The sequence below is a fragment of the Propionibacterium acidifaciens genome (genome assembly GCF_003798325.1).
GTDB classification, from domain to species: domain Bacteria; phylum Actinomycetota; class Actinomycetes; order Propionibacteriales; family Propionibacteriaceae; genus Propionibacterium; species Propionibacterium acidifaciens.
Genome location: NZ_CP033719.1, coordinates 2,062,807 through 2,085,283, shown reverse-complemented (window position 1 = coordinate 2,085,283; position 22,477 = coordinate 2,062,807). Strand labels below are relative to the sequence as shown.

14 protein-coding genes and 1 riboswitch are annotated in these 22,477 nt (G+C 73.0%); of the genes, 9 read left to right on the top strand and 5 right to left on the bottom strand.

Features of this window, described 5'->3' with window-relative positions; genetic code table 11:
• Positions 1-12: 12 nt before the first annotated feature.
• From EGX94_RS08805 to EGX94_RS08795, 3 genes are read left to right on the top strand one after another with little or no spacing between them, the layout of a single operon-like run.
• Positions 13-657, top strand: coding sequence for an MptD family putative ECF transporter S component (locus EGX94_RS08805; RefSeq protein WP_021798908.1), 645 nt, complete (start codon positions 13-15; stop codon positions 655-657).
• Positions 654-1,388, top strand: coding sequence for an energy-coupling factor transporter transmembrane component T family protein (locus EGX94_RS08800; protein ID WP_051245359.1), 735 nt, complete (start codon positions 654-656; stop codon positions 1,386-1,388). The genes EGX94_RS08805 and EGX94_RS08800 overlap by 4 nt, the downstream gene beginning before the upstream one ends.
• Before the next feature lie 19 nt (positions 1,389-1,407).
• Positions 1,408-2,922 carry an ABC transporter ATP-binding protein gene (locus EGX94_RS08795; RefSeq protein WP_123826203.1) on the top strand — a complete coding sequence of 505 codons (1,515 nt, stop codon included), beginning with the start codon at positions 1,408-1,410 and terminating at the stop codon, positions 2,920-2,922.
• Positions 2,923-3,150: 228 nt separating this feature from the next.
• On the opposite strand, the gene EGX94_RS08790 is transcribed toward EGX94_RS08795, so the two are convergent.
• Complete coding sequence (locus EGX94_RS08790) at positions 3,151-4,434, bottom strand: adenylosuccinate synthase (protein WP_021798178.1); 1,284 nt, start codon at positions 4,432-4,434, stop codon at positions 3,151-3,153.
• A gap of 226 nt (positions 4,435-4,660) precedes the next feature.
• Between EGX94_RS08790 and EGX94_RS08785 the strand changes: the two genes are divergently transcribed.
• A complete protein-coding gene (locus tag EGX94_RS08785; protein WP_021798179.1) occupies positions 4,661-5,740 on the top strand; it encodes a nucleoside hydrolase in 1,080 nt (359 codons plus the stop codon).
• Positions 5,741-5,908: 168 nt separating this feature from the next.
• On the opposite strand, the gene meaB is transcribed toward EGX94_RS08785, so the two are convergent.
• From meaB to mutA, 3 genes are read right to left on the bottom strand one after another with little or no spacing between them, the layout of a single operon-like run.
• A complete protein-coding gene (gene meaB, locus EGX94_RS08780; RefSeq protein ID WP_021798180.1) occupies positions 5,909-6,916 on the bottom strand; it encodes a methylmalonyl Co-A mutase-associated GTPase MeaB in 1,008 nt (335 codons plus the stop codon).
• Positions 6,909-9,113 carry a methylmalonyl-CoA mutase gene (scpA, locus tag EGX94_RS08775; protein WP_021798175.1) on the bottom strand — a complete coding sequence of 735 codons (2,205 nt, stop codon included), beginning with the start codon at positions 9,111-9,113 and terminating at the stop codon, positions 6,909-6,911. The genes meaB and scpA overlap by 8 nt, the downstream gene beginning before the upstream one ends.
• On the bottom strand, positions 9,110-11,014 hold the full coding sequence (gene mutA / locus EGX94_RS08770; RefSeq protein WP_021798181.1) for a methylmalonyl-CoA mutase small subunit: 1,905 nt from the start codon (positions 11,012-11,014) through the stop codon (positions 9,110-9,112). Before mutA ends, scpA begins: the two co-directional genes overlap by 4 nt.
• Before the next feature lie 285 nt (positions 11,015-11,299).
• A riboswitch (cobalamin riboswitch) is annotated at positions 11,300-11,510 on the bottom strand.
• Between the two features lie 540 nt (positions 11,511-12,050).
• Between mutA and EGX94_RS08765 the strand changes: the two genes are divergently transcribed.
• Genes EGX94_RS08765 through EGX94_RS08755 form a run of 3 tightly spaced genes read left to right on the top strand, consistent with a single transcriptional unit; the run spans position 12,051 to position 15,036 of the window.
• Positions 12,051-13,112 carry an ABC transporter substrate-binding protein gene (locus EGX94_RS08765; RefSeq protein WP_021798176.1) on the top strand — a complete coding sequence of 354 codons (1,062 nt, stop codon included), beginning with the start codon at positions 12,051-12,053 and terminating at the stop codon, positions 13,110-13,112.
• Positions 13,109-14,146, top strand: a complete 1,038-nt coding sequence (locus tag EGX94_RS08760) for a FecCD family ABC transporter permease (RefSeq protein ID WP_021798174.1) — start codon at positions 13,109-13,111, stop codon at positions 14,144-14,146. The genes EGX94_RS08765 and EGX94_RS08760 overlap by 4 nt, the downstream gene beginning before the upstream one ends.
• Positions 14,143-15,036 (top strand): ABC transporter ATP-binding protein, encoded by an 894-nt coding sequence (locus EGX94_RS08755; protein WP_021798177.1) that lies wholly within the window; start codon positions 14,143-14,145, stop codon positions 15,034-15,036. Before EGX94_RS08760 ends, EGX94_RS08755 begins: the two co-directional genes overlap by 4 nt.
• Before the next feature lie 448 nt (positions 15,037-15,484).
• Here the strand turns inward: EGX94_RS08755 and EGX94_RS08750 are convergent, their stop codons facing one another.
• Positions 15,485-16,252 carry a queuosine precursor transporter gene (locus EGX94_RS08750; protein WP_021798747.1) on the bottom strand — a complete coding sequence of 256 codons (768 nt, stop codon included), beginning with the start codon at positions 16,250-16,252 and terminating at the stop codon, positions 15,485-15,487.
• Positions 16,253-16,749: 497 nt separating this feature from the next.
• Here EGX94_RS08750 and EGX94_RS08745 point away from each other — a divergent pair, with 497 nt between their 5' ends.
• Both EGX94_RS08745 and EGX94_RS08740 read left to right on the top strand, forming a co-directional pair.
• Positions 16,750-20,538: a cobaltochelatase subunit CobN gene (locus EGX94_RS08745; protein ID WP_123826201.1), complete on the top strand. Its 3,789-nt coding sequence runs from the start codon at positions 16,750-16,752 to the stop codon at positions 20,536-20,538.
• A gap of 71 nt (positions 20,539-20,609) precedes the next feature.
• Positions 20,610-22,475, top strand: a complete 1,866-nt coding sequence (locus tag EGX94_RS08740) for a VWA domain-containing protein (protein WP_123826465.1) — start codon at positions 20,610-20,612, stop codon at positions 22,473-22,475.
• Positions 22,476-22,477 lie beyond the last annotated feature (2 nt).

The following is a 22,477-nucleotide window of genomic DNA, read 5'->3' as shown; positions in this document are numbered from 1 at the left end:
CAGAGGCACCGCATGACCACCACCCACAACCCGACGAACGACTCGCCGACGAATGACTCGCCGAACGCCCTGACGACGCGGGACATCCTCACGGCCGCCGCCATGCTCGTCCTGGCGATGGCCGCCAACTCACTGGTCGGCTCGATCCTCCTGCCCATTCCATTCATGTACCTGTACGTCTCGGCGGCCGGCGAGATGTTCCTCAGCGCCATCTTCTTCACGGTCGCCGCCCGACGGATCGACAAGCACGGGCTCTTCCTCATCTGGGTCACCGTGCAGGGCCTCGTCTACGGGCTCTTCGGCTACCCCTTCCTGATCCCCTATTTCCTCGCGCTCGGCGCGCTCTGCGAGCTGACGATGATCGGGGCGGGGAGCTACCGCTCCCCGCTGCGCATCGGGATCGGCTGGTCGGTCCTGTCGGCCGGCATGGTCTTCGGCAATGCGATCCCGCTGTGGTTCGCCTGGGACAGCTTCACCCAGCGCGCCGCGACCAGCGGTTTCTCCCAGGAGCTGTTCGACATGCAGGTGCGCATGGTGCACAGCCCGCTGCACATCTGCGCGGCCATGCTGATCTCGATCGCGGGCGGCGCCCTCGGCATCGGCTTCGCCGACCGGATCATGCGCCGTCATTTCCGCAGGGCCCGGATCGTGGCATGAGCCGGAATCCGTGCGCCGGGGCGGACGGCGGGCACGAACGGCTGGTCAGGATGGACGTGCGCGCGGTGCTCTGGCTCGTCCTGTGCACCATGGTCGCGTCCTATCTGACGCCGGGCCTGCAGGCCCACGCCGGGCTCGCCGTCGCCCTCGTCGCGCTGGCCTGCGCGTTCGGGCGGGCGGCCCTGGGACTGAAGCTGCTGCTGGCCTACGTCCTCGTCACCGTCTGGCTGCAGGTCGACGTGCGCTTCGGCATCATCGTGCCCCCTCCCCTGGCGCTGGCCCTGGTCCACCGGCTGATCCCGATATTCGTCGCGCTCGGGCTGCTGTTCGCCCTGCCCGCCGCCAAGCTCACCGCCGGCATCCGGCAGCTGCCCATCCCGGCCGGCGCCCAGCTCATGCTCACCGTCATGCTGCGCTTCGTGCCGACCGTGATCGCCGAGACGGCCGGGATCCGCGACGCCATGAGGGTGCGGGGCCTGCTCGGCTCGCCGCTGACCGTCCTGCGGAGTCCCCTGCGCACCGTCGAGTACGCCGTCGTCCCCCTCATCTTCCGCGAGCTGAAGCTGGCCGACGAGATATCGGCGGCGGCGGTGGTGCGGGGCATCGAGAGCCCCTGCGTCAAGCACGGCTACTACGTCAACCGGATGCGCCCCGCCGATGCCGCCTTCATGTTCGTCTGCCTCGCGTTCACGGCGGCCGCCGTCGCGGGCCCGCGCCTCATCGCCCGCTGAACAGGAGCCGTATCCCACCATGAACGGATCGATCGCCTTCGACGGGGTCCGCTTCGAGTACCCCGGCCGGCCCGAGCCGGTCGCGGATCTCTCGCTGCGGATCGCCGCCGGCGAGCTCGTCGTGCTGACCGGCCCGTCCGGCAGCGGCAAGACCACCCTCACCAGGCTGGTCAACGGGCTGCTGCCCCACTTCCACCCGGGACGGCTGACCGGGCGCATCCTGCTCGACGGGCGCGACCTGGCGGAGCTCGAGAACTGGGAGCGGGGCCGTTCCATCGGCAGCGTCTTCCAGGACCCCCGCAGCCAGTTCTTCTCGAACGAGGTCGCCGGGGAGATCGCCTTCGGCTGCGAGAACTACGGCCTGCCCCACCGCGAGATCGTCGAGCGGGTGCACGAGACGGCCGGGGCGCTGCGGCTGGAAGGCATCCTCGGGCGGGCCCTCCGGGGACTCTCCTACGGCATGCGCCAACGGGTCGCCATCGCCTCGGCCCGGGCCGTCGACCCGCGGGTCTACGTGCTGGACGAGCCCTCGGCGAATCTGGACCTGGACTCGACCGAGGACCTGCACGAGCTGCTCCGAGGGCTGAAGGAGCGGGGCAGGACCGTCATCGTCGCCGAGCACCGCCTGCACCACCTCATGGACCTGGCCGACCGGATCGTCTGCCTGCGCGAGGGGCGGATCGAGACCGAGTTCACCGCGGACGAGTTCGTCGCGCTGCCCGAGCAGCGGCTCGTCGAGATGGGCCTGCGCATGCCCTCGCTGGAGGCGCTGCGCCCCCGCCCCTGCGAGCGACCCGAACCGCCGGCCGCGGCCTCGCCGATCGTGGAGGCCGTCGGGCTCCGGCGCCGCTACGGCCGGACCAGGGCCCTCGACGGCGTCGACCTGCGGCTCCTCCCCGGGCAGATCACCGCACTCGTGGGGCCCAACGGGGCGGGCAAGAGCGTGCTCGGCAGGACCCTGGCCGGCCTCGTCAGGCCCGACTCGGGCGAGGTGAGGTTGCGGGGCGGGCCCGCCCGCCGCTCCCGGCGGCGCCACGAGGTCTGGTACATCGGGCAGGACCTCGACAGCCAGCTCTTCGGCGAGAGCGTGCTCGACGAACTGCTGACCGGTCGTCGCCACCGCGACCGGCTGCACGGGAGGGCGACGGGGATCCTGCGCGAGCTCGGTCTTGACGGACTCGCCGGGCAGCACCCCTCGACGCTGTCCGGCGGGCAGAAGCAGCGGCTCGTCCTCGGCGCGGCGCTCATGGACGAGGCACCCGTCCTCATCCTCGACGAACCGACCAGCGGCCTGGACGGGCGCACGATGCGCTCGGTCAGCGCTCTGCTGCGCCGCCTGGCCGGGCAGGGACGCACCGTCGTGCTCATCACCCACGACGTCGAGTGCGCGCTCGAATGCTGCACGCGCGTCGTGCGCATGGAGGCCGGACGCATCACCGACGACACGGCTCTGCGCTCGGTCGGGCAGCTGCTGGCGCTGGCGGGCCGGCGCGCCGCGCCGGGGCCGGAGCCCGAGAGGGGGCCCGGCCGATGAGCGGGGCGATCGGGGCCCCGGGGCGCGGCGGGCCGGGGCTCAGGACCATCCTGATCCACGGCGGGATGCACGACTCGTCGTCCCGGCGCCTCGGGTGCCGGGCGGGGCGCGACGAGCACCGGGGGGAGCACGGCCCCGCCCGATCCCGCTGATGCCGCGGTTCCCGGTCGACGACCGATCAGGGCCGCAGGATCAACGGCTCCCGGAGACGAGCTCCTCGGGCCGCCTTCAGATGAGCTCGTTGATGATGATCGTCTGGTCGCGGCCCGGGCCCACCCCGATGCCGGAGATGCGGCAGCCGATGCGCTCCTCGAGGTGGCGCACGTAGGCCCGGCAGTTGGCCGGCAGCTCGTCGAAGCAGCGGGCGCCCGAGATGTCCTCGGTCCAGCCGTCGACGTACTCGTAGATCGGCTTCGCCCCCGTCAGCTCGTTCATGGTGGCGGGCCACTCGTCGAAGCGCTTCCCGTCGACGTCGTAGGCCACGCACACCGGGATCCTCTCCCAGCCGGTGAGCACGTCGAGCTTGGTGAGGAAGATGTCGGTGCAGCCGTTGATCTTCGCAGACTGGCCGACCACGAGCGAGTCGAACCAGCCGCAGCGGCGCGGACGCCCGGTGGTGGCGCCGTACTCGCCACCGTCCCGGCGCAGCCTCTCCCCGTCCTCGTCGAACAGCTCGGTGGGGAAGGGGCCCTCCCCGACACGGGTGATGTAGGCCTTCGAGATGCCGATGACCCGGTCGATGCGCGTGGGGCCGACGCCCGAACCGGTGCAGGCGCCGCCCGCGGTCGGGTTGGAGCTCGTCACGTACGGGTAGGTGCCGTGGTCGACGTCGAGGTGGTGCGCCTGGGCGCCCTCGAGGAGGACGACCCTGCCCTCGTCGAGGGCGTCGTTGAGCAGACGGCCCGTGTCGACGATGGAGGGGGCGAAGCGATCGGCGTACCCGAGCAGCTCCTCGGTGACCTGCTCGGCGTCGATGGGATGGCGGTTGTAGATCTTCGTGAGGATCTGGTTCTTCTGGTCGAGGCTGGCCTCGACCTTGTCGTGCAGGCCGGCCGGGTCGAGCAGGTCCTGCATGCGCAGGCCGATGCGGTTGACCTTGTCGGAGTAGGCCGGGCCGATGCCGCGACCGGTCGTGCCGATGCGTCGTTTGCCGGCGAAGCGCTCGCTCACCTTGTCGAGCGTGCGGTGGTACGGGGCGATGATGTGCGCGTTGGCGCTGATGAGCGGGGGGGCGACGTGCACATCGCGCCTGACCAGCTCGTCGAGCTCGGCGGCGAGCACCCCGAGGTCGATGACGACGCCGTTGCCGATGACGCAGGTGCAGTCGGGGTTGAGGATGCCCGAGGGCAACAGGTGCAGGACGAACTTCTCACCGTTCACGACGACGGTGTGTCCGGCGTTGTTGCCGCCGGAGTAACGGACGCAGTAGTCGACCCGCTCCCCGATCTGGTCGGTGGCCTTGCCCTTGCCCTCGTCGCCCCACTGGGCGCCGATCACCACGATGCCTGGCATGTATGCCTCCCTGGTCGGTGGTCGGGGCGTCCGCCCCGACGCACGAAAGCCCGCTGTGCTGCGCAAGCGCACCGCATCCGCATCGCATCGGGCTCTTGCACAGGGATTCTAAGGGCCGCCGGGCGGCACCGTCGCGGCCGCCCCGCATCTGGACGCCCGACCGGTGCGCCGCGGCGCGGGCGCCCGGGCCACAATGGGGGCCGAGGACGACGGCAGGAGGACGAGGATGCGGCTCATCGCCGACGTGGACACCGGCATCGACGACGCGCTGGCCCTCGTCCTGCTCGCCGCCCGGCCCGACGTCGACCTGGTGGGCGTCTCGACGACGACCGGCAACACGACCGCCGCCCGGGCCGCCCGCAACAGCGCCGCCGTCCTGGCGCTGGCCGGCCGCCCCGGGGTCCCCGTCTGGACGGGCTCGGGCCGCCCCCTCGTCGTCGAGCCGGAGACGACGCCGCAGACCCACGGCGACGAGGGCCTGGGCCGTGCGGCGCTGCCGGACGCGTCCGGCGCCCTGCACCCCGGCGACCCGATCACCGGACTGTGGCTGCCGCAGCTGCGCGCGCACCCCGGGGAGACGACCCTGCTCGTCACCGGCCCCCTGACGAACCTGGCCCTGGCCCTGCGCGCCGAGCCGCGCCTGCCGCGGCTGGCCCGTCGGGTCGTCATCATGGGCGGGTCGTTCAACCACCCGGGCAACACGCTGCCGACCTCGGAGTGGAACGCCTGGTGCGATCCGCACGCGGCGGCGGAGGTCTACGCGGCCTTCGAGGGCCTGCCCGCCGAGCGGCTGCCGCTCGTGTGCCCGCTCAACGTCACCGAGACCGTCGAGCTGCGCCCCGGCGTGCTCGACGGGATCGCCGGGCGGATCGGGGTCGACGCCCCGCACCTGGGCCCGGACGCCCCGCGCCCGGGCGCGCCGAGCCGCACCGGCAGCGCCCTGTTCGATCTGCTCATCGACGCGCTGCGCTTCTACTTCGAATTCCACGCCGACCACGGCTGCGGATACCTGGCGCAGGTCCACGACCTGCTGGCGGCCGAGGTGGCGGTGGGCGAGCCGCTCGGCGCCCGGGCCGAGGCGCTGTGGGTCGGCGTCGAGACAGGCGCGGGCATCACCCGCGGCACGACCGTCGCCGACGTGCGCCGCCTGCTCGGCCGCGCCCCCAGCGCCCGGGTGCTCACGGACGTCGACCCGGCGGCTGCGATCGACGCGCTCGTGAGGGCGGTCGTCTCGCTGTCCACCCGCGGAGGGGGTGCGGGGACGGGCCGTGGGGCGTCAGCCGTGGCCGAGGGCCTTGCGACGTAGTCGCCGGGCTCCTCCCCACGTCCCCATGGCCCCGGCCCGGGACCGCGAACCGGTCAGGACATGGCGGGGCGCACCCGCCAGCGGGTCCGGCCCGCGGCCCGCCGGTCCATGCCGGGGGCGGGAGGGGCGACGGGTCGAGGGGCCGGGGGCCTCGACGTCGGGCCGGGATCAGTTCCACCGGTAGCCCGGGAGCTGCCCGGCCCAGGCCGTGAGGAACTCGGCCGAGGCGTCGAGGGCGCTCTCGGTGGACTTCTCGACCTTCGCCTCGAGTTCGCGGCCGAGCTCGCGCAGCTCCTGGGTGGAGCGCAGCGAGTCGAGGACCTGACCCTCGATCTGGGCCCACATCCACTCGATCTGCTGGTCGGCGCGGTAACGGGCCAGGCCGGTGGTCCCGTCGATCCAGGCGCGATGCTCCTCGACGGCCTTCCAGACGTCGTCCAGGCCGTCGCCGGTCAGGGCCGAGCAGGTCATGACCGGGGTCCGGCGGCCGGTGGACTCGTCGTTGATGAGCTTCATGGCGATCGACAGGTCCCGCGCCGTGACGCGGGCCTCGCTCGCATTGTCGCCGTCGGCCTTGTTGACGGCGATGACGTCGGCGAGCTCGAGGATGCCGCGCTTGATGCCCTGCAGCTGGTCACCGGAGCGGGCGAGGGCGAGCAGGAGGAAGGTGTCGACCATGCCCGCCACCGCGACCTCGGACTGGCCGACGCCGACCGTCTCGACGATGACGGTGTCGTAGCCGGCGGCCTCGACGATGATCATGGCCTCACGCGTGGCGCGCGCCACACCGCCCAGATGGCAGCCGGACGGCGAGGGGCGGATGTAGGCCCGGTCGGACTCGGCGAGCTTGCCCATCCGCGTGCGGTCGCCGAGGATCGAACCGCCCGTACGGGTGCTCGACGGGTCGACCGCCAGCACGGCCACCCTGTGGCCGCGTTCAATGAGGCGGCATCCCATGGCGTCGATGAAGGTCGACTTGCCGGCGCCGGGGACACCCGTGAGGCCGACGCGCGTGGCCCCGCCCGCATGGGGGAGCAGCTGCGCGAGCAGCCTGCGCGCCAGGGGACGATGGGCCGGCAGGGCGGACTCGACCAGCGTGATCGCCCTGGCCATGCCGGCGCGCTGGCCGGCCAGGACCTGGCCGACCAGCGCATCGACGTCGATGCTCCTAGGCATTCGCCGGAACCTCATCGCCGAGGGCCCGGAGCAGCTCCTTGAGCAGGCGCACCGCCGAATCCGGGATGACCGTGCCCGGCGGGTAGATGTCCACGGCGCCCGCATCGCGCAGCGCCTGGAAGTCCTGCTCGGGGATGACGCCCCCCACGACGATGAGGATGTCCTTGCGGCCCAGGGCGTCGAGCTCGCGGCGCAGAGCCGGGACGAGCGTGAGATGGCCCGCGGCCAGCGAGGACACGCCCACCACGTGGACGTCGGCCTCGATGGCCTGCCGCGCCGTCTCCTCCGGCGTCTGGAACAGCGGGCCCACGTCGACGTCGAAGCCGAGATCGGCGAAGGCCGTCGCGACGACCTTCTGCCCGCGGTCGTGACCGTCCTGGCCCATCTTGGCCAGCAGGATGCGGGGGCGACGGCCCTCGGCCTGCTCGAACCGCTCGACGAGCTCGCGCGCCTCGTCCACCTCGGGGGACTCCTTCACTTCCTTGGCGTAGACGCCGGAGATCGTCCGGATCTGCGCCGTGTAACGACCGAAGCTGCGCTCCATGGCGTCGCTCATCTCGCCCACGGAGGCCATCGCGCGACCCGCCTCGATGCAGAGCTTGAGGAGGTTGCGATCGGGATCGGTGGGATCGGGGTTCGCGGCGGCCCAGGCGAGCTTGTCGAGGGCCGCCCTGGTGGCCTCCTCGTCGCGCTCGGCGCGCAGCTTGACCAGCTTGGCCTTCTGCTCGGCGAGCACCTGGGAGTTGTCGACCTTGAGGACGTCGATCGGGTCCTCGTGCTCGAGACGGTACTTGTTCACACCGATGAGCGGCTGACGGCCGGAGTCGATGCGCGCCTGGGTACGAGCCGCGGCCTCCTCGATGCGCATCTTCGGGATCCCCTGCTCGATGGCCTTGGCCATGCCGCCGGCCGCCTCGACCTCCTGGATGTGGCCCCAGGCCTTGAGGGCGAGGTCCTTGGTGAGTTCCTCGACGTAGGCCGAGCCGCTCCACGGGTCGATGACGCGGCAGGTGCCCGACTCCTGCTGCAGGAACAGCTGGGTGTTGCGGGCGATGCGGGCCGAGAAGTCGGTCGGCAGGGCGATGGCCTCGTCGAGGGAGTTCGTGTGCAGCGACTGGGTGTGCCCCTGGGTCGCGGCCATGGCCTCGGCGCAGGTGCGGACGACGTTGTTGTACACGTCCTGGGCGGTCAGCGACCAGCCGGAGGTCTGCGAATGCGTGCGCAGGCTCATCGACTTGTTGTTCTTCGGCCCGAACTGGTGGACGAGCTTGGCCCACAGCATGCGGGCCGCGCGCATCTTGGCGACCTCCATGAAGAAGTTGGTGCCGATGGCCCAGAAGAACGACAGGCGCGGGGCGAACTGGTCGACCTTGAGGCCGACGGACTCGCCGGCGCGGATGTAGTCGACACCGTCGGCCAGCGTGTAGGCCATCTCGATGTCGGCCGTGGCACCGGCCTCCTGCATGTGGTAGCCGGAGATGGAGATCGAGTTCCACTTCGGCATGTTCGCGCTGGCGAACGCGAAGATGTCGGAGATGATCCTCATCGAGGGCTGCGGCGGGTAGATGTAGGTGTTGCGAACCATGAACTCCTTGAGGATGTCGTTCTGGATCGTCCCCGCCAGCTGCTCCATCTTGACGCCCTGCTCCTCGGCCGTCACCACGTAGAGGGCGAGGATCGGCAGGACGGCGCCGTTCATCGTCATCGACACGCTCATCTGGTCGAGCGGGATGCCGGCGAACAGCTCGCGCATGTCGTAGACGGAGTCGACCGCCACACCGGCCATGCCGACGTCGCCGCCCACCCTCGGGTTGTCCGAGTCGTAGCCGCGGTGGGTCGGCAGGTCGAAGGCGACCGACAGGCCCTTCTGGCCGGCCGCGAGGTTGCGGCGGTAGAAGGCGTTGGACTCCTTCGCCGTGGAGAAGCCGGCGTACTGGCGGATCGTCCACGGGCGGAAGGCGTACATGGTGGCGTACGGGCCGTGCGTGAACGGCGGCAGACCGGCGTAGGTGTCGAGCCAGTCGACGCCCCGGTAGGCGTCCTCTCCGTAGAGTGTGCCGACCGGGATCTGCTCGGGGGTCAGCCACTTCTCGCCGGTGCCGGCCGCCTCGGCCAGTCGTGCGAAGTCCTCGGCGGCGGAGCCGGGAACCGGGCTGTCGCCGAGACCGATGGAATCGAAACGAGGAAGAGTGCTCACTTGGCCACCCCCATGACATCGAACGTGCGGGTGAGGATGTCGACGACATCCATCCCCATGAACAGCCGGCCGTCGAAGATTCCGGCGGCCTCGTCGTCGGAGATGCCCAGCTCCTTGTAGGCGCCGGACAGGTAGACGGCCCTGGCGCCAGCGTCGCGAAGGGCCCTCGCGACCTCGACGCCCTGCTGCGCGTAGACCTTGGCGGACGAGCACAGGTCGGCGACCTGGGCGCCACTGGCCTTGAAGGCGGCGACGATCTCGTCGACCGTGCCCCCCTCGGCCTCCGGGGTCTCCATCCCGGCGACGTGCCAGATGGGGGCCGAGAAGCCCTCGCGCCCGCCGAAGTCGCGACGGGTGCCCAGGCAGGCAAGGAAGACCTTCGGACGCTCGCCGTTCGCGGCGGAGCGGTCGACGAGCCGCTCGAAGGGCTCGGCGTCGCGGTGCCACTCCAGGCCGCCGCGTGCGGGCGCCGGCGGATAGGGCTTGACCTCGATCGTCCGGGCGTCCAGCATCGGGAACTCGCTCACCGCGGTGATCGGCTGCTTGCGGTTGGCCAGACGCTTGGCGCGCTCGGCGTTGCAGGCCGCCAGGACCTCGGCGACGTGGCCTCCGGCGAGGGCCGCGGCCATGCCGCCGGCGGCCTCGACCTTCTGGAACTCGGCCCAGCCGGCCCTGGCCAGCGAGTCGGTCAGGGACTCGACGTAGAAGGAGCCGCCGGCCGGGTCGTTGACGCGCCCGATGTTGACCTCCTCGGCGAGGATGATGCCGGTGTTGCGGGCGATCCTGCGGACGAAGTCGTCGGGCAGGCCGAAGGCGGCGCAGAACGGCAGGGTCGTGATGGCGTCGGCGCCGCCGACAGCGGCGGCGAAGGTGGAGATCGTGCCGCGCAGGATGTTGACGTAGGGATCCTCGCGGGTCAGCTCACGCCAGCTCGTGACGGCGCTCTGACGGGCGCCGCGCTTGTCCTCGTCCACGCCGAAGACCTCGCCGATCCGCGACCAGCACGTGCGGAGCGCGCGCAGCCGGGAGATGGTGAGGAACTGGTCGTGGGTGGCGGTGACGCGGAACTCGATCGCCCGGAAGGCCTCGTTGACGTCGACGCCCTGCTCGACGAGTGCACGCACGTACTCGGCGCCGGTGGCCAGCGCCCAGGCGAGCTCGGCCACGTCGCCGGCGCCGGCATTGTGGTAGATCGTCGAGTCGACGGTGATCGCATTGCCGTTCGGGTAGGCGGCGGTGCGCCGGACCCATTCGCCGAGCCCCGACAGGTCGGCGGCGGAGCCCCGGAGGGCGGCCAGGCCGGTGGGGTCGATGCCGAGGTTGAAGAAGACGTGGTCCTTGGGCCTGTCGGAGGCCTCGTAGACGGCCAGGAGCGCCTCGGCGGCGGCCTTCTGGTCCTCGCGGGAGGAGACCTCGATCTTCGCCATCTCGAGGAGCACGTCGGAGAGCACCTCGGCCACGTCGGAGGGCCCGACGGCATCGGAGCCGACGCGCAGCCAGATGGAGGTGACGCCGCGCTCGAGATCGGTGAGGACCGCCTTGCGGGTGAAGGCCGCATCGGAATCCTCGTGGAGAGCGCGCACGTCCCAGGCGTCGGCCTCGCCGTTGCGGACGGCGGCGCCGCGGGTGAAGGGGGCGACCCCGGGATAGCCCAGTGGACCGGGGACGTCATCGCGCCTGTACATCGGCTTGACGTCGATGCCGTCGACGGTGTGGACCGTCAGACGCTTCATGCACTGCTCGAAGGTCAGCTGCTTCTCCGGGGGACGACCACGGTTGAGAACCTTGGCCACCTCGATCTCCCACTGCTCCTCGGTGGCTGCCGGGAAATCGCCGGCGAGACTGAGCTGCGTGGGCGTGGCCTCTTCGGCCGCGGGGGCGCCCGATTCGGTGTTGCTCATTCGACTCCTGCTCCTGAAGGGTCAAGGTGCGCTCTGCGGTAGGGCGCACCGGGGACTGGCTGCCGACCGGTCATCGGCGGGCGCCGAGCACGGGACCCGAGCGCCCGTCCGCGGCCTCGACTCCCGGACCTGCGGGTCCGCCGGTGACTCCCACCGGCTCGCCCGGCAGACGCTCGCCGGAACCGCTGGCACTGATCCGAGGGAACCGACGCCGACGATGATGCGCATCGCCGGGCACCGATCGCCTCGATCCGTGGACCCTCCGCGGGGCACGTTCCGCAGCAGCTGGCGCTGCTGCGGCTGGCAGGTCTTCGGGCTCATGGGCATTCGGGATCGCTCCCGGTTCCTACGCCACCGCTTCCCAGGCCGAGCGGCCCAGTGCCCGTTGTGGCGTTGTTCCCATATACCGCTGCGGGACAGCTCCGGCCTCTCACCGGAATTCCCTCTTGCGACGACCCACCTGACGATGGGTCGAACCAGCACTTCTCAATGTACACAAGACGACGCCACCGCATACCCCCGGGGCCCATGGATTCGGCCCGTGCACACCTCGGCGGGCAGCGGTGAGCGCCCGGCTCCGTACGGGCAACGGCGATCGTCCTGCGGTTTCCGGGAGAAGTGCGGTCGGGAGCGGACGGCCCCGGATCACGACCGGCGGGAGCGGCTCCCCGCCATCATGACCGCGCGGGAAGGCGGTCGGGCCGCGTCTTCGAGACGCCGACCACCTGGTCGAGACCATGGCCGCGCGGGAGGGCGGTCGGGAACCGCCGGCCTCCGGACCCGCCCGCCCCGCGGTGAGGCCGCACGAGCACCGCAGGGCGGACGCCCGTCACCGCACCGGCCCGCCCGGCCCTGCGGTCGTCGTGCGAAGACGCCCGGGAGCCGCGGGAGTCCACCGGCGGAAGCCCTGCCTCACCTTCTGAGATGGCAACGAATTTCCTTGTGGAGTTCGCAAAGAATTTCACACAAAGGTCTTGTATTTTTCAGTCCGTTCATGGGTATGGTGACCGCGTCCGCACCATCGCAGGAGGCCGTCATGCCCATCACCAGTCGTCGTCACCGCCGGGCCGGCAGGACACTCGCCCTGGTGCTGTGCGCGGCGATGTCGGTGCTCGGCGCGAGCTGCTCGAGCGGTCAGGGCGCACCGTCGCCGAGCGAGCCGCCGCCGACCTCGACCGGCGCCGACCCGATGCCCATGACGGGCACCGAGTTCCCGCTGAGCATCACCGACGTCAGCGGCCGGAGCGTCGACTTCGAGTCGGCGCCGCAGCGGGTGTGCATCCTGGCCGGCACCGCCATGAACATCTGGTACGACGTGGGCGGCACGGCCGTCTGCTCGGTGCAGATCACCGACAACGTGAAGACGGTCCCGGAGAACGACGCGGCGATGCGGGCGGTGCCGACCGTCGGCGCCACCTCGAACGTCGACATCGAGGCCGTCAGCTCGTACGAGCCCGACCTGGTCATCGTCATGGGCAGCGCCCAGGACACCGTGCTGTCCCGGCTGCGCGAACTGGGCATCCGCGGCCTTCAGGTGCGGGCGCGCTCCCAGGCCGAGCTCGACTCGATCTACCGGGCGTTCGGCGTGCTCACGGGCCACCAGGACACGGCCGCCGAGCGCATCGACCGGATCAGCGAGCAGGTCGACGAGGTGGTCGGCCGGCTGCCGGACGAGTCGACGTCGGTCGTCATCGTCTACGTCACGGCCGCATCGCTGGCCGTGAAGCTCGACGACTCGATCGCCGGGCAGATCGCCCGCACCCTGCGCCTGACGAACATCGCCTCGGGGTCGACGCCCGACAACCCCGACTCGGAGACGACGCCCCTCGACATCGAGGCCATCGTGGCCGCCCAGCCCGACCACGTGCTCGTCACGAGCATGGTGGACACCGACGCCGACGCTCGGGCGCGCATGGCCGAGGAGTTCGCCTCCAACCAGGCCTGGCAGGCGGTCGACGCCGTCCGGGAGGGGCGCGTCTCCTATCTGCCCCAGGAGTACTTCCTGCTCAACGGCGGCCCCTACTACGGCGACGCGGTGGCCTACCTGGCGGCCTGCGTCCATCCCGACGTCTACGGCGACGCCGAGCAGTACGCATGAGTGCGGCGACCGCCAGCGGGGGCGGGCGCTCCCCCGGCACGACCCGCCGCAGCCTCCCCGAGCGCAGCTGGTTCCGCACCGGCGTCTTCGTGGCACTGGCCGTGCTGCTCGTCACCGGGGCCCTGTACGCCATCGGGGCGGGGTCCGTCCACCTGTCGATCGGCCAGATGCTCGACGCCCTGACCGGGCGCGACGCCTCGCTGCGGCGGATCGTCTGGGACATCAGGCTGCCGCGCATGCTGCTCGCCGCCCTGGTCGGCATGAACCTGGCCGTCAGCGGCCTCATCCTGCAGGCGGTCATGAGCAACCCCCTGGCCGATCCGAGCATCATCGGCGTCTCCTCGGGGGCCGGGCTGCTCGGCATCGGCGTCATGCTCGTCGCCCCCAGTCGTCTCGCGCTCGTCACGCCGGCGGCCTTCGCCGGTGCGATGGGGGCGGCTGCCGCGATCTTCCTGCTGGCCTGGGAGGGCGGCATCCAGCCGCTGCGGATCATCCTGGCCGGGGTGGCCGTCTCGGCGCTGTGCGGGGCGGGCATCTCGGCGTTCATGGTGCTCTTCTCGGACCGGGTGGCCGGCGCCCTCATGTTCATGAACGGTGCGATGTCGATGCGGGGGTGGACCGAGGTGCGCGGCCTGTGGCCGTACTCGCTGGTCGCCCTGGCGCTGGCCCTGTGCTTCGCGCGGCGGCTGAACGTTCTGGTGCTGGGGGACGACGCGGCCGGTTCGATGGGCATGAACGTGCAGGCCAACCGCGTCTTCTTCACCGCCCTGGCGGCGGTGCTCGCCGCGAGCGCGGTCAGCGCCGTCGGGCTGCTGGGCTTCGTCGGGCTCATCGTGCCGCACCTCGTGCGCATGGTGCTGGGCCCCGACCACCGGCTCACCGTGCCCGGCTCGATCCTGGCCGGCGCCGCCCTGCTCGTCGCGAGCGACACCCTCTCGCGCACGGTCTTCTCGCCGATCGAGATCCCGGTCGGCATCACGATGACCGCCCTGGGCGTGCCCTTCTTCCTCTTCCTGCTGAGGAGGGCCCTGTGAGCAGCGCGGGGAACCCGGCGAGCGGCCCGGGGAACCCGGCGAGTGCCGGCCTGTCGGTGCGCGGCCTGGTCGTCGAGCTGGGCGGGCGGGAGATCCTGCACGGCATCGACCTCGACCTGGCGCCGGGGCTCGTCCACGGGGTCGCCGGGCCGAACGGCTGCGGCAAGACGACGCTGGTGCGCGCCCTGTGCGGCACCGCCCCCGCACGGGGCCGGGTGCTGCTCGACGGCGAGCCGGTCGCCTCGATGAGTTCGCGGCGGCGCGGCCGGGCGATGGCCGTGGTCTGGCAGAACGCGCAGGCCGGCCCGGATGCGCGGGTGGCCGACATGGTCGGATACGGGCGCTACGCGCACCAGAGCTGGTTCGCGGCGCGCGACACCGGCGGACGGGCCGCGGTGGAGGCGGCGCTGGACCGCACCGGGCTCGCTCCGCTGGCCGACCGGCGGATCGGGACGCTGTCGGGCGGCGAGCGGCAGCGCGTCTGGCTCGCCGCCGCCCTGGCGCAGGAACCGCGGGTGCTCCTGCTCGACGAGCCCACCACCTACCTGGACGTCGCCCACCAGCTCGAGATCCTCGATCTGGTCCGCGAGCTCAACGACGAACGCGGACTGACCGTCGTCATGGTGCTGCACGACCTGACCCAGACGGCGCGCTACTGCGACAACGCCGTCCTCATGACCGACGGGCGCGTGCGGGCCACCGGCGCCCCGGCGCGGGCGCTGGACGCCGAGACCATCGAACAGGTCTTCGGCGTGGACACCTGGATCAGCGCCGACCCGGTCAGCGGGCAGCCGGTCGTGGTGCCGCGGTCGCATCGGGCCACCGGCCCAGGAGCCCCACCGGACCCCGCCCACCGGGCGGGGGGCCATCACGGCGAGGAGAAACGATGAGAGCAGGGATGCCACTGGTCCCCCTTCTCGCAGCGGCCCCGGCGCTGCCCCTGTCGGCCTGCTCCGGGTCGTCCGGCGACAGTCGGGACAGCGCCTCGGCGCAGCGGAGCAGCGCTCGGGCGGACACGACGAGCGCGGCGTCGAGCGCCTCCGGCGGGTCCCCGGGCACGGCCGCTGGGACTCGGCGCAGACCGAGACGGCCGAGCTCATGACCGCCACGCAGGAGTACTTCCAGAGCACGTACGGCGTCACGATCGAGGAGGAGGTCACCGGCTGAGCCGGAGTCACCACGTGCCGCCCGGCTCGGGGCGGACCCCCGCCGCGCTGTTGCCGTCACGGGCGGGGCCGGCGGCATCCCCACGTGCCGGCCGGCCCGGGGCGGGCCGGCCGGGAGGCGCCATCGCCACGGCCCGGTCCGGCGGGCGGCTCCGCCGGCCGCCTGCCGGACTCAGGCCGCGGCCAGTGCCGCCCGGTAGCTCGGCTCGCGTCTCTTGATCGCCGCGATGACGCGTCCGGTGAGCGGCACGAGGGCGTACTGCAGGGCGATCTTGTACAGATAGCCGACGATCGTGTAGTTCACGACCTGCCCGACCGCGGTCAGGCCGATCGCGTGCGCGGCGATGAGGCAGAACAGCAGCGTGTCGATGAGTTCGCCGGCACCGGTCGACGAGACGAGTCGGCCGTACAGGCCCTTCTCGTGGTTGCGCCGCTTGCCGAGCCACATGATGAGGGAGTTGGTGCTCTGCCCCCCGGCGAAACCGACGACGCCGGCCAGGACGACCTGCCACACCGGGCCGAGGGCCAGCCGGAAGGCGGCGTCGCGGGCTGCGTTGCTACCGTCCGACAGGCCCGGCAGCACGATGATCACCCAGTAGATCGACGAGCTCACGATGTTGACGGCGAAACCCGTCGTGATGGCCTGGCGGGCGGCCCGGGGCCCGTAGATCTCGGTGATCGAGTCGCCGAGGACGTAGCTGAACGGGAAGATGAAGAAGGCGCCGTCGGTGAGGATCGGGCCGAGCTGGACGGCCTTCGATCCGCCGATGCCCGACAGCACGATGACGACGGCCATGGCGGCCAGCATGATCGGGTAGAACCGGGCGCCCGTGCTCGCATAAGCCGGCTCCGCGGCTGGACGCCCGGTGGCGGAGGCGGGGCGTTCGCCGCCCGCGTCGGGGGGCTGAGCGGATCGGGCTCCAGCGGGTTCTTCTGCCACGGGCGGCAGTGTATTCGCACCCGCCCGGGGCCGCGTCGTGTCCGGCGCTCGGACGCGGCCGCCGTCCCGCCGGGTCGGGAAGGAGCCCCGGCGGAGTCGCCACGATGGCGGGCACTGATGCCGTCCCGCCGGGTCGGGGAGGGAGCCATGACGCGGTCGAGGAGGCCGCGCGGGGCCCGCCCCGACCATGGCGAGCGGCGCGGCCCCGCAGCACGATGCGACCGCCCCCATCGGCGCCCCGCGCACCGAGGCCGTGCTCGGTCCCCGGGCGAACACGGCACGGCCGCACACCGCCCGGGGCGGGGCGCCGGTCCGGAGCCCCGGGCGGGGCCCGGACACGGGACGCGACGCCGTGTCATTCAGGCGACGCCATGCCGTTCAGGCAAGGCTAAGCTGATGACGTGAAGATCCGTCCTGCTGCCGGCGGGGCACGGCGGCCGCTCGGCCGACGCGGGCAGCCCGGGACGAGGCGGCGGTCGATCCAGGGGGAAACGGTCTTGCGCATCACGATCATCAGCGTGTGTCCCGATCTGCTGTCGGCCTTCATCGCGGCCGACCGGAAGCTGGCTCGGACCCATCCCGGGGCCTGCGAGCTCCGGCTGTTCAACGCCACCAGTCCCCCATCGCCGCAGGATGCGGCGCGGCTGCCCGGGGCGGTGGCGAACAGCGACTTCCTCGCCATCGACCTGAGCGGCGCGCCGCGGGCCTGGACCGACGCGCTGGCCGGGCCGGTGGCGGCCTACGAGGGCGACCTGCTGCCTCCGGGGCATCTGTTCACCGACAGGCTGCGCCTGGGCGCCGTGCGACCCGCCCCCGGCGGCGTCCCCATCGGGCCCGCCGGCCCTGGTGCGCAACCGACCAGCGCCGAGGGCGCCGAACCAGAGCGGTTCCGGGCCGACCTGGCCAACCTGTCAACGCTGCTGCGGTGCTTCCACGCGATGACCCCGGTGCACACCATGGCCTTCCTGACGCTGCTCCTGCACGAGTACGGCGGGCACCCGGAGATCGCCGTGACACCGGCCGAGTACCCGGGTGACGGCATCGTCGCGGTCGACCTGGCCGGCGGACGCGAGTTCACCGACGTGCGCCGTTACGCCGAGGCCGTCGGCGGGCCCGGGCGGCGGCAGGTGGCGCTCGTGCTGCATCCCGGCAACGGGTACCCGATCGACTCGACGGCGGCGACGAGGGCGGTCGTCGAGGCGCTCGGCGAGCACTGCTGGGTGCTGCCGCTGGCGGTGCGCGACGCCACCCGCACGGTCGACGACCTGCGTCGCCTCATGGCCGACGCCGGCATCGTGCCCGATGTCGTCGTGAACATGCTCAGCCTGCGGCTGGGCACGAGTTACGGCGGCGGCACGGGCGGCGCCGGGGCCGAGCTGCTCGACGAGTGGGGCGCCGCGCACGTGCACCCGATCCTGCTGACCCGCATCACGATCGACGACTGGCTCCGGCTCCCCTCGGGGCTGAGCCCGGCCAAGGTGATGGTGTCGATGATGCTGCCGGAGCTCGACGGCTGCATCGACGAGATCCCGGTGGCCGCGATGAGCGCCCCACGGGTCGACGAGCGCTACGGCGTCGCCCTCAACGCGCTCACCCCGATCCCCGAGCAGGTCGACCGCCTGGCCGGCCGGGTCGCCGGGCTGCTGCGGCTGAGGCGTCTCGACCCGGCCGAGGCGCGCGTGGCGATCATCGGCTACGACTACCCGGCCGGCGAGAGCAGGCTGCTGGGCGGCTCCTTCCTCGACGTGGCCGCCTCGATGTCGGCGGTGCTCGCCGAGCTGGCCCGCACCGGCTACCGGGTGGGCACGCCCGGTCCCGACGAGCTGCTGGACCGGTTGCTGGCCCGCGCCGTGAACTCGCCCCGGTTCGGCGCGCCGGACGCCCCGTTCGTCTATCCGAGGGCGCAGGCCCGGGCCGACCTGGGGGACGAGCGGGCCTGCGCGCAGGTGGACGAGGCGTGGCCGGCCGACGGGCCGAGCGCCCCGATGACGACGCCGGAGGGCGACTTCATCATCCCGGCGCTCGAGTTCGGCAACGCGCTCGTCGGCATCCAGCCCGGGCGCGGCGGCGGCGCGACGGCCGATGCGCAGGCCCATGACAAGACGGCCCCGCCCCACCCGCAGTACCTGGCGTTCTACACCTGGCTGCAGAAGGTGTGGCGCCCGGACGTCATCGTCCACGTCGGCACGCACGGGACGATGGAGTTCCTGGGCGGCAAGGAGAACGCGGTGAGCACCCGCTGCTACCCCGACATCATGATGGGCTCGGTGCCGCACGTGTACCTCTACTACGCCGGGAACCCCGCCGAGGGCCTCATCGCGGTGCGCCGCTCGCACGCGCAGATCGTCAGCCACCAGCCGGTGGCGATGGTGCCCGGCGGGCTGCACGACACGCTCGCCGAGCTGGACGAGCTGGTGGCCGAGTACCGGCGCAGTCTCGCGCTGGCGCCGGCGACGAGCGCGGAGCTGCTGGAGGAGGTGCGCAGGCGCGCCGAGGCCGAGCACCTGCCGACCGACCCCGACGAACTGGAGTCCCGCCTGGACCGTCTGGCGCAGTCGCTGACGCCGATGGGGCTGCACGTCTTCGGCCGGACGTGGACCGCGGCGCAGACGCGCACGATGGTGCACGGCGCCCTCGGGCACGGCACCGCCGAGCTGCCGCCGGCCGTCGAGGTCGTCGCCGAGGCGGAGGGCCTGGACCCGGCCACGGTCGACGAGCTGCCGCGCACCGAGCTGACCAGGCTGCGGGAGCGGGCGACGCAGCTGATCGACGCCGCGCTCGACGAACCCGAACCGGCCCGCCCGGCCGCCGGCCCCGGGCCCCGGACCGGAGCTCCCGCAGACGGCATGCCCCCGCAGATCGCCGAGCCGCTCGGCCTCGCCGCCGCTGCGGCACCGGCCCGCCCACGGGGGGACGAGGCGCTCGGCGCCCTGGCGGCACGGGCCCGCGAGCTGAGATCGGTCCTCGGCGGCAACGACGAGTGGGATGGACTGCACCGGGCGCTGACCGGTCGTCATCTCACGGCGCGGCTGGGCGGCGACGTGATCCGCGACCCGCGCATCATGCCGTCCGGCCACGGCATCTACCAGTTCGACCCGCGCCGCGTCCCCACCCCGGTGGCCTGGCGCCGCGGCGAACGCATCGCCGCGGACATCCGCGCCGCATGGCGCGCCGAGCACGACGGCGCCGATCCGCGCTGCGTCGGCGTCGTCCTGTGGGGCCTGGAGACCACCAGGACCCAGGGCGAGGCCTTCGCGCAGGTCCTGTCGCTGCTGGGCGCCCGTCCGGCGGCCCGGCCCCGGCCCGGCCGGCCGCGCTTCGAACCGATCCCGGCCGAGGAGCTGACGGCACCGCGCGTCGATGTCGTCGTGACGATCTGCGGCTTCTTCCGCGACCTCTTCTCGGGCCTCATCGACGAACTGGACGAGCTGGTGGCCACCATCGCCGCCCTCGACGAACCCGACGAGATCAACCCGGTCGCCGCCTCGGCGCGCGCCCTGCGCGGCGAACTCATCGCCGGCGGCCGCAGCGCCGACGAGGCCGGCGAGCTGGCCAGCAGCCGCATCTTCGGCCCGGCCAGCAGCTACTACGGGACCGGCATGACCGGCACCGTCGAGGCCGGCGAGTGGGACGACGCCGAGGACCTGGCCCGCGAGTTCGCGCACGCCAACGACCACGTCTACTCGCGCCGCCGGTCGGGCGAACGCGTCGACGGGCTCTACGCCAAGGGCCTGGCGCGGGTCGAGGTCGTCTCGCAGGTGCGGTCCTCGAACGAGTACGCGATCACCGACCTGGACCACTACTTCGAGTACCTGGGCGGTTTCTCGGCGGCCGTGGTCCAGGTGCGCGGCGAACGCCCGATGACCCTGGTCGCCGACACCAGCGGAGCCGCCGTGCACACGAGCACCGCGGGCGAGGCCACCGCCGACGGCCTGCGCACCCGCCTGTTCAACCCGGACTGGCAGGACGCCATGCTCGCCCACCGGCATCGCGGCGGCACCGAGATCGCCAAGCGCGTCACGAACCTGGTGGGGCTGGCGGCGACGACCGGGCAGGTCGGGGACTGGATGTTCGACGAGGTCTTCGATCGCTACCTCGCCGACGAGCGGATGCGCGAACGCCTCGTCGACAACAACCCGCACGCCGCAGCCGACATCGCCCAGCGCCTCACCGAGGCCTCCGAGCGCGGGCTGTGGTCGGCCGACGAGGACCGGCTGGACGCGCTGGACGCGCTGGGTTTCGATCTCGAGGCCGCCCTGGAGGGCGACGGGACCGAGGCGCAGTGAGCCGTACCCCGGGCGGGGCGCCGAGGAGGCCTCCGCTGTACCCGTTCACCGCGATCGTCGGCCAGCGGGCGATGCGGCACGCCCTCGAGCTGGTGGCCGTCTCGCCCGGGATCGGCGGCGTGCTGCTGCGCGGGGAGAGGGGCACCGCGAAGTCGACGATCGCCCGCTCCCTGGCGGCCCTGCTGCCGGCCGGCTCGATGCGCACCCTCGCACTGGGCGCCACCGAGGACCGCGTGCTCGGCGGGCTCGACCTCGAGGCGACCCTGGCGGACGGGACGCCGCGGCTGATGCCCGGGCTGCTGGCCGAGGTGGACGGCGGCATCTGCTACGTCGACGAGGTGAACCTGCTCGACGACCACCTCGTCGACCTGGTGCTCGACGCGGCCGCCTCCGGGCTCGTGCGGGTCGAGCGCGAGGGTCTGTCGGCGAGCCGGCGGGCAGCGTTCTCGCTCGTCGGCACGATGAACCCCGAGGAGGGGGCGCTGCGCCCGCAGCTGCTCGACCGCTTCGGCCTGTGCGTCGACGTGCGGGGCGAGACCGACCCGGCGGCCCGCGTCGAGGTGATCCGCCGGCGCCTGGCCTTCGACGCCGACCCGGACGCCTTCATCGCCCGGTGGGCGACGGGGGAGGAGGCCCTGGCCGAGCGCCTGCGCGAGGCCCGCGCGCTGGTGGCCCGCGTCGAGCTGCCGCAGCCGGTGAACGACCTGATCGTCGACCTGTGCCGACGGGCGGCCTGCGCCGGGCACCGCGCCGACGTCGTCATGGCCGGCGCTGCCCGCGCCGAGGCGGCCCTGGACGGTCGGCCGGTGGCGACGGCCGGTGACGTCGAGGCCGTCGCCGAGCTCGTCCTGGCCCACCGGCGCCGCGCCGCGCCACCGCCCGGTGCTCCCCCTGCTCCCGCGCCGCAGGACCCGGACCGGCCGGGCGAGGACGCGCCCGGCGGGCGGCCGGACGGGCCCGAGCCCGGCCCCGGGCGGGGACGGGACCGCGAGGGGCGGGGCCCCGAGCACGGGCCGGCGCCGGACCGCACCGCCGAGATCGGCGAGCCCTTCGCCGTCCGCGAGCTGCGGCTCGGCGCCGACCGGGTTCCGCGCACCGGCTCGGGGCGGCGCCAGGAGACGGTCAGCGCCGACGGGCACGGCCACTACGTCACCGCCCGCCCCACCGGGGATGCGCACCACCTGGCCCTCGACGCGACGCTGCGGGCCGCGGCCCCGCACCAGCGGGACCGGCGGGCCGGGCTCGGGCCCGGCGACCCGCGCCTCGAGCTGGCCCTCATCGTCGAACCGGACGACTGGCGGCGGGCCGAGCGCACCACGCAGGTCGGCTCCGCCGTGATCCTCGTCGTGGACGCCTCCGGCTCGATGGGCGCCCGCGGGCGCATGGTCGCCTCGAAGGGCGCCGTGCTGAGCCTGCTGCTCGACTCCTACGTCCGCCGCGACCAGGTGGCGCTCGTCGCCTTCCGCGGCGCCGGGGCGGAGGTCCTCGTGCCGCCCACCGCGTCGGTCGAGCTGGCCGAGCGCCAGCTGCGCCGGATGCCGGTGGGCGGACGCACCCCGCTGTCGTCGGGGCTGGTCGCGGCCGACGGGCTGGCCGCCGCGCTGCGCCGGACGAATCCCGGCCAGCGGCAGATCATCATCGTCGTCACCGACGGCCGCGCCAATGTGGGGCTCGACGGCGGGGTGTCCCGGGGCGCCCAGGACGAGGCGCTCGCGGTGGCGGCCCGGCTCGCCGGGAACGGCTGCACCTGGCTGGTCGTCGACACCGAGCACCCCACCGGGCGCCGCACCCGGACGGCGGCGGGTCTGGCCGCGGCCCTCGGGGCGCGCCGCCTGTCCGTCGAGGAGCTGCGCGCCGACGAGCTGGCCGACCTGGCCCGGACCGCCCGCCGGGACTCGACCACCGTCGAGACACCAACGCCGTTGGCAAGGAGCTGAGA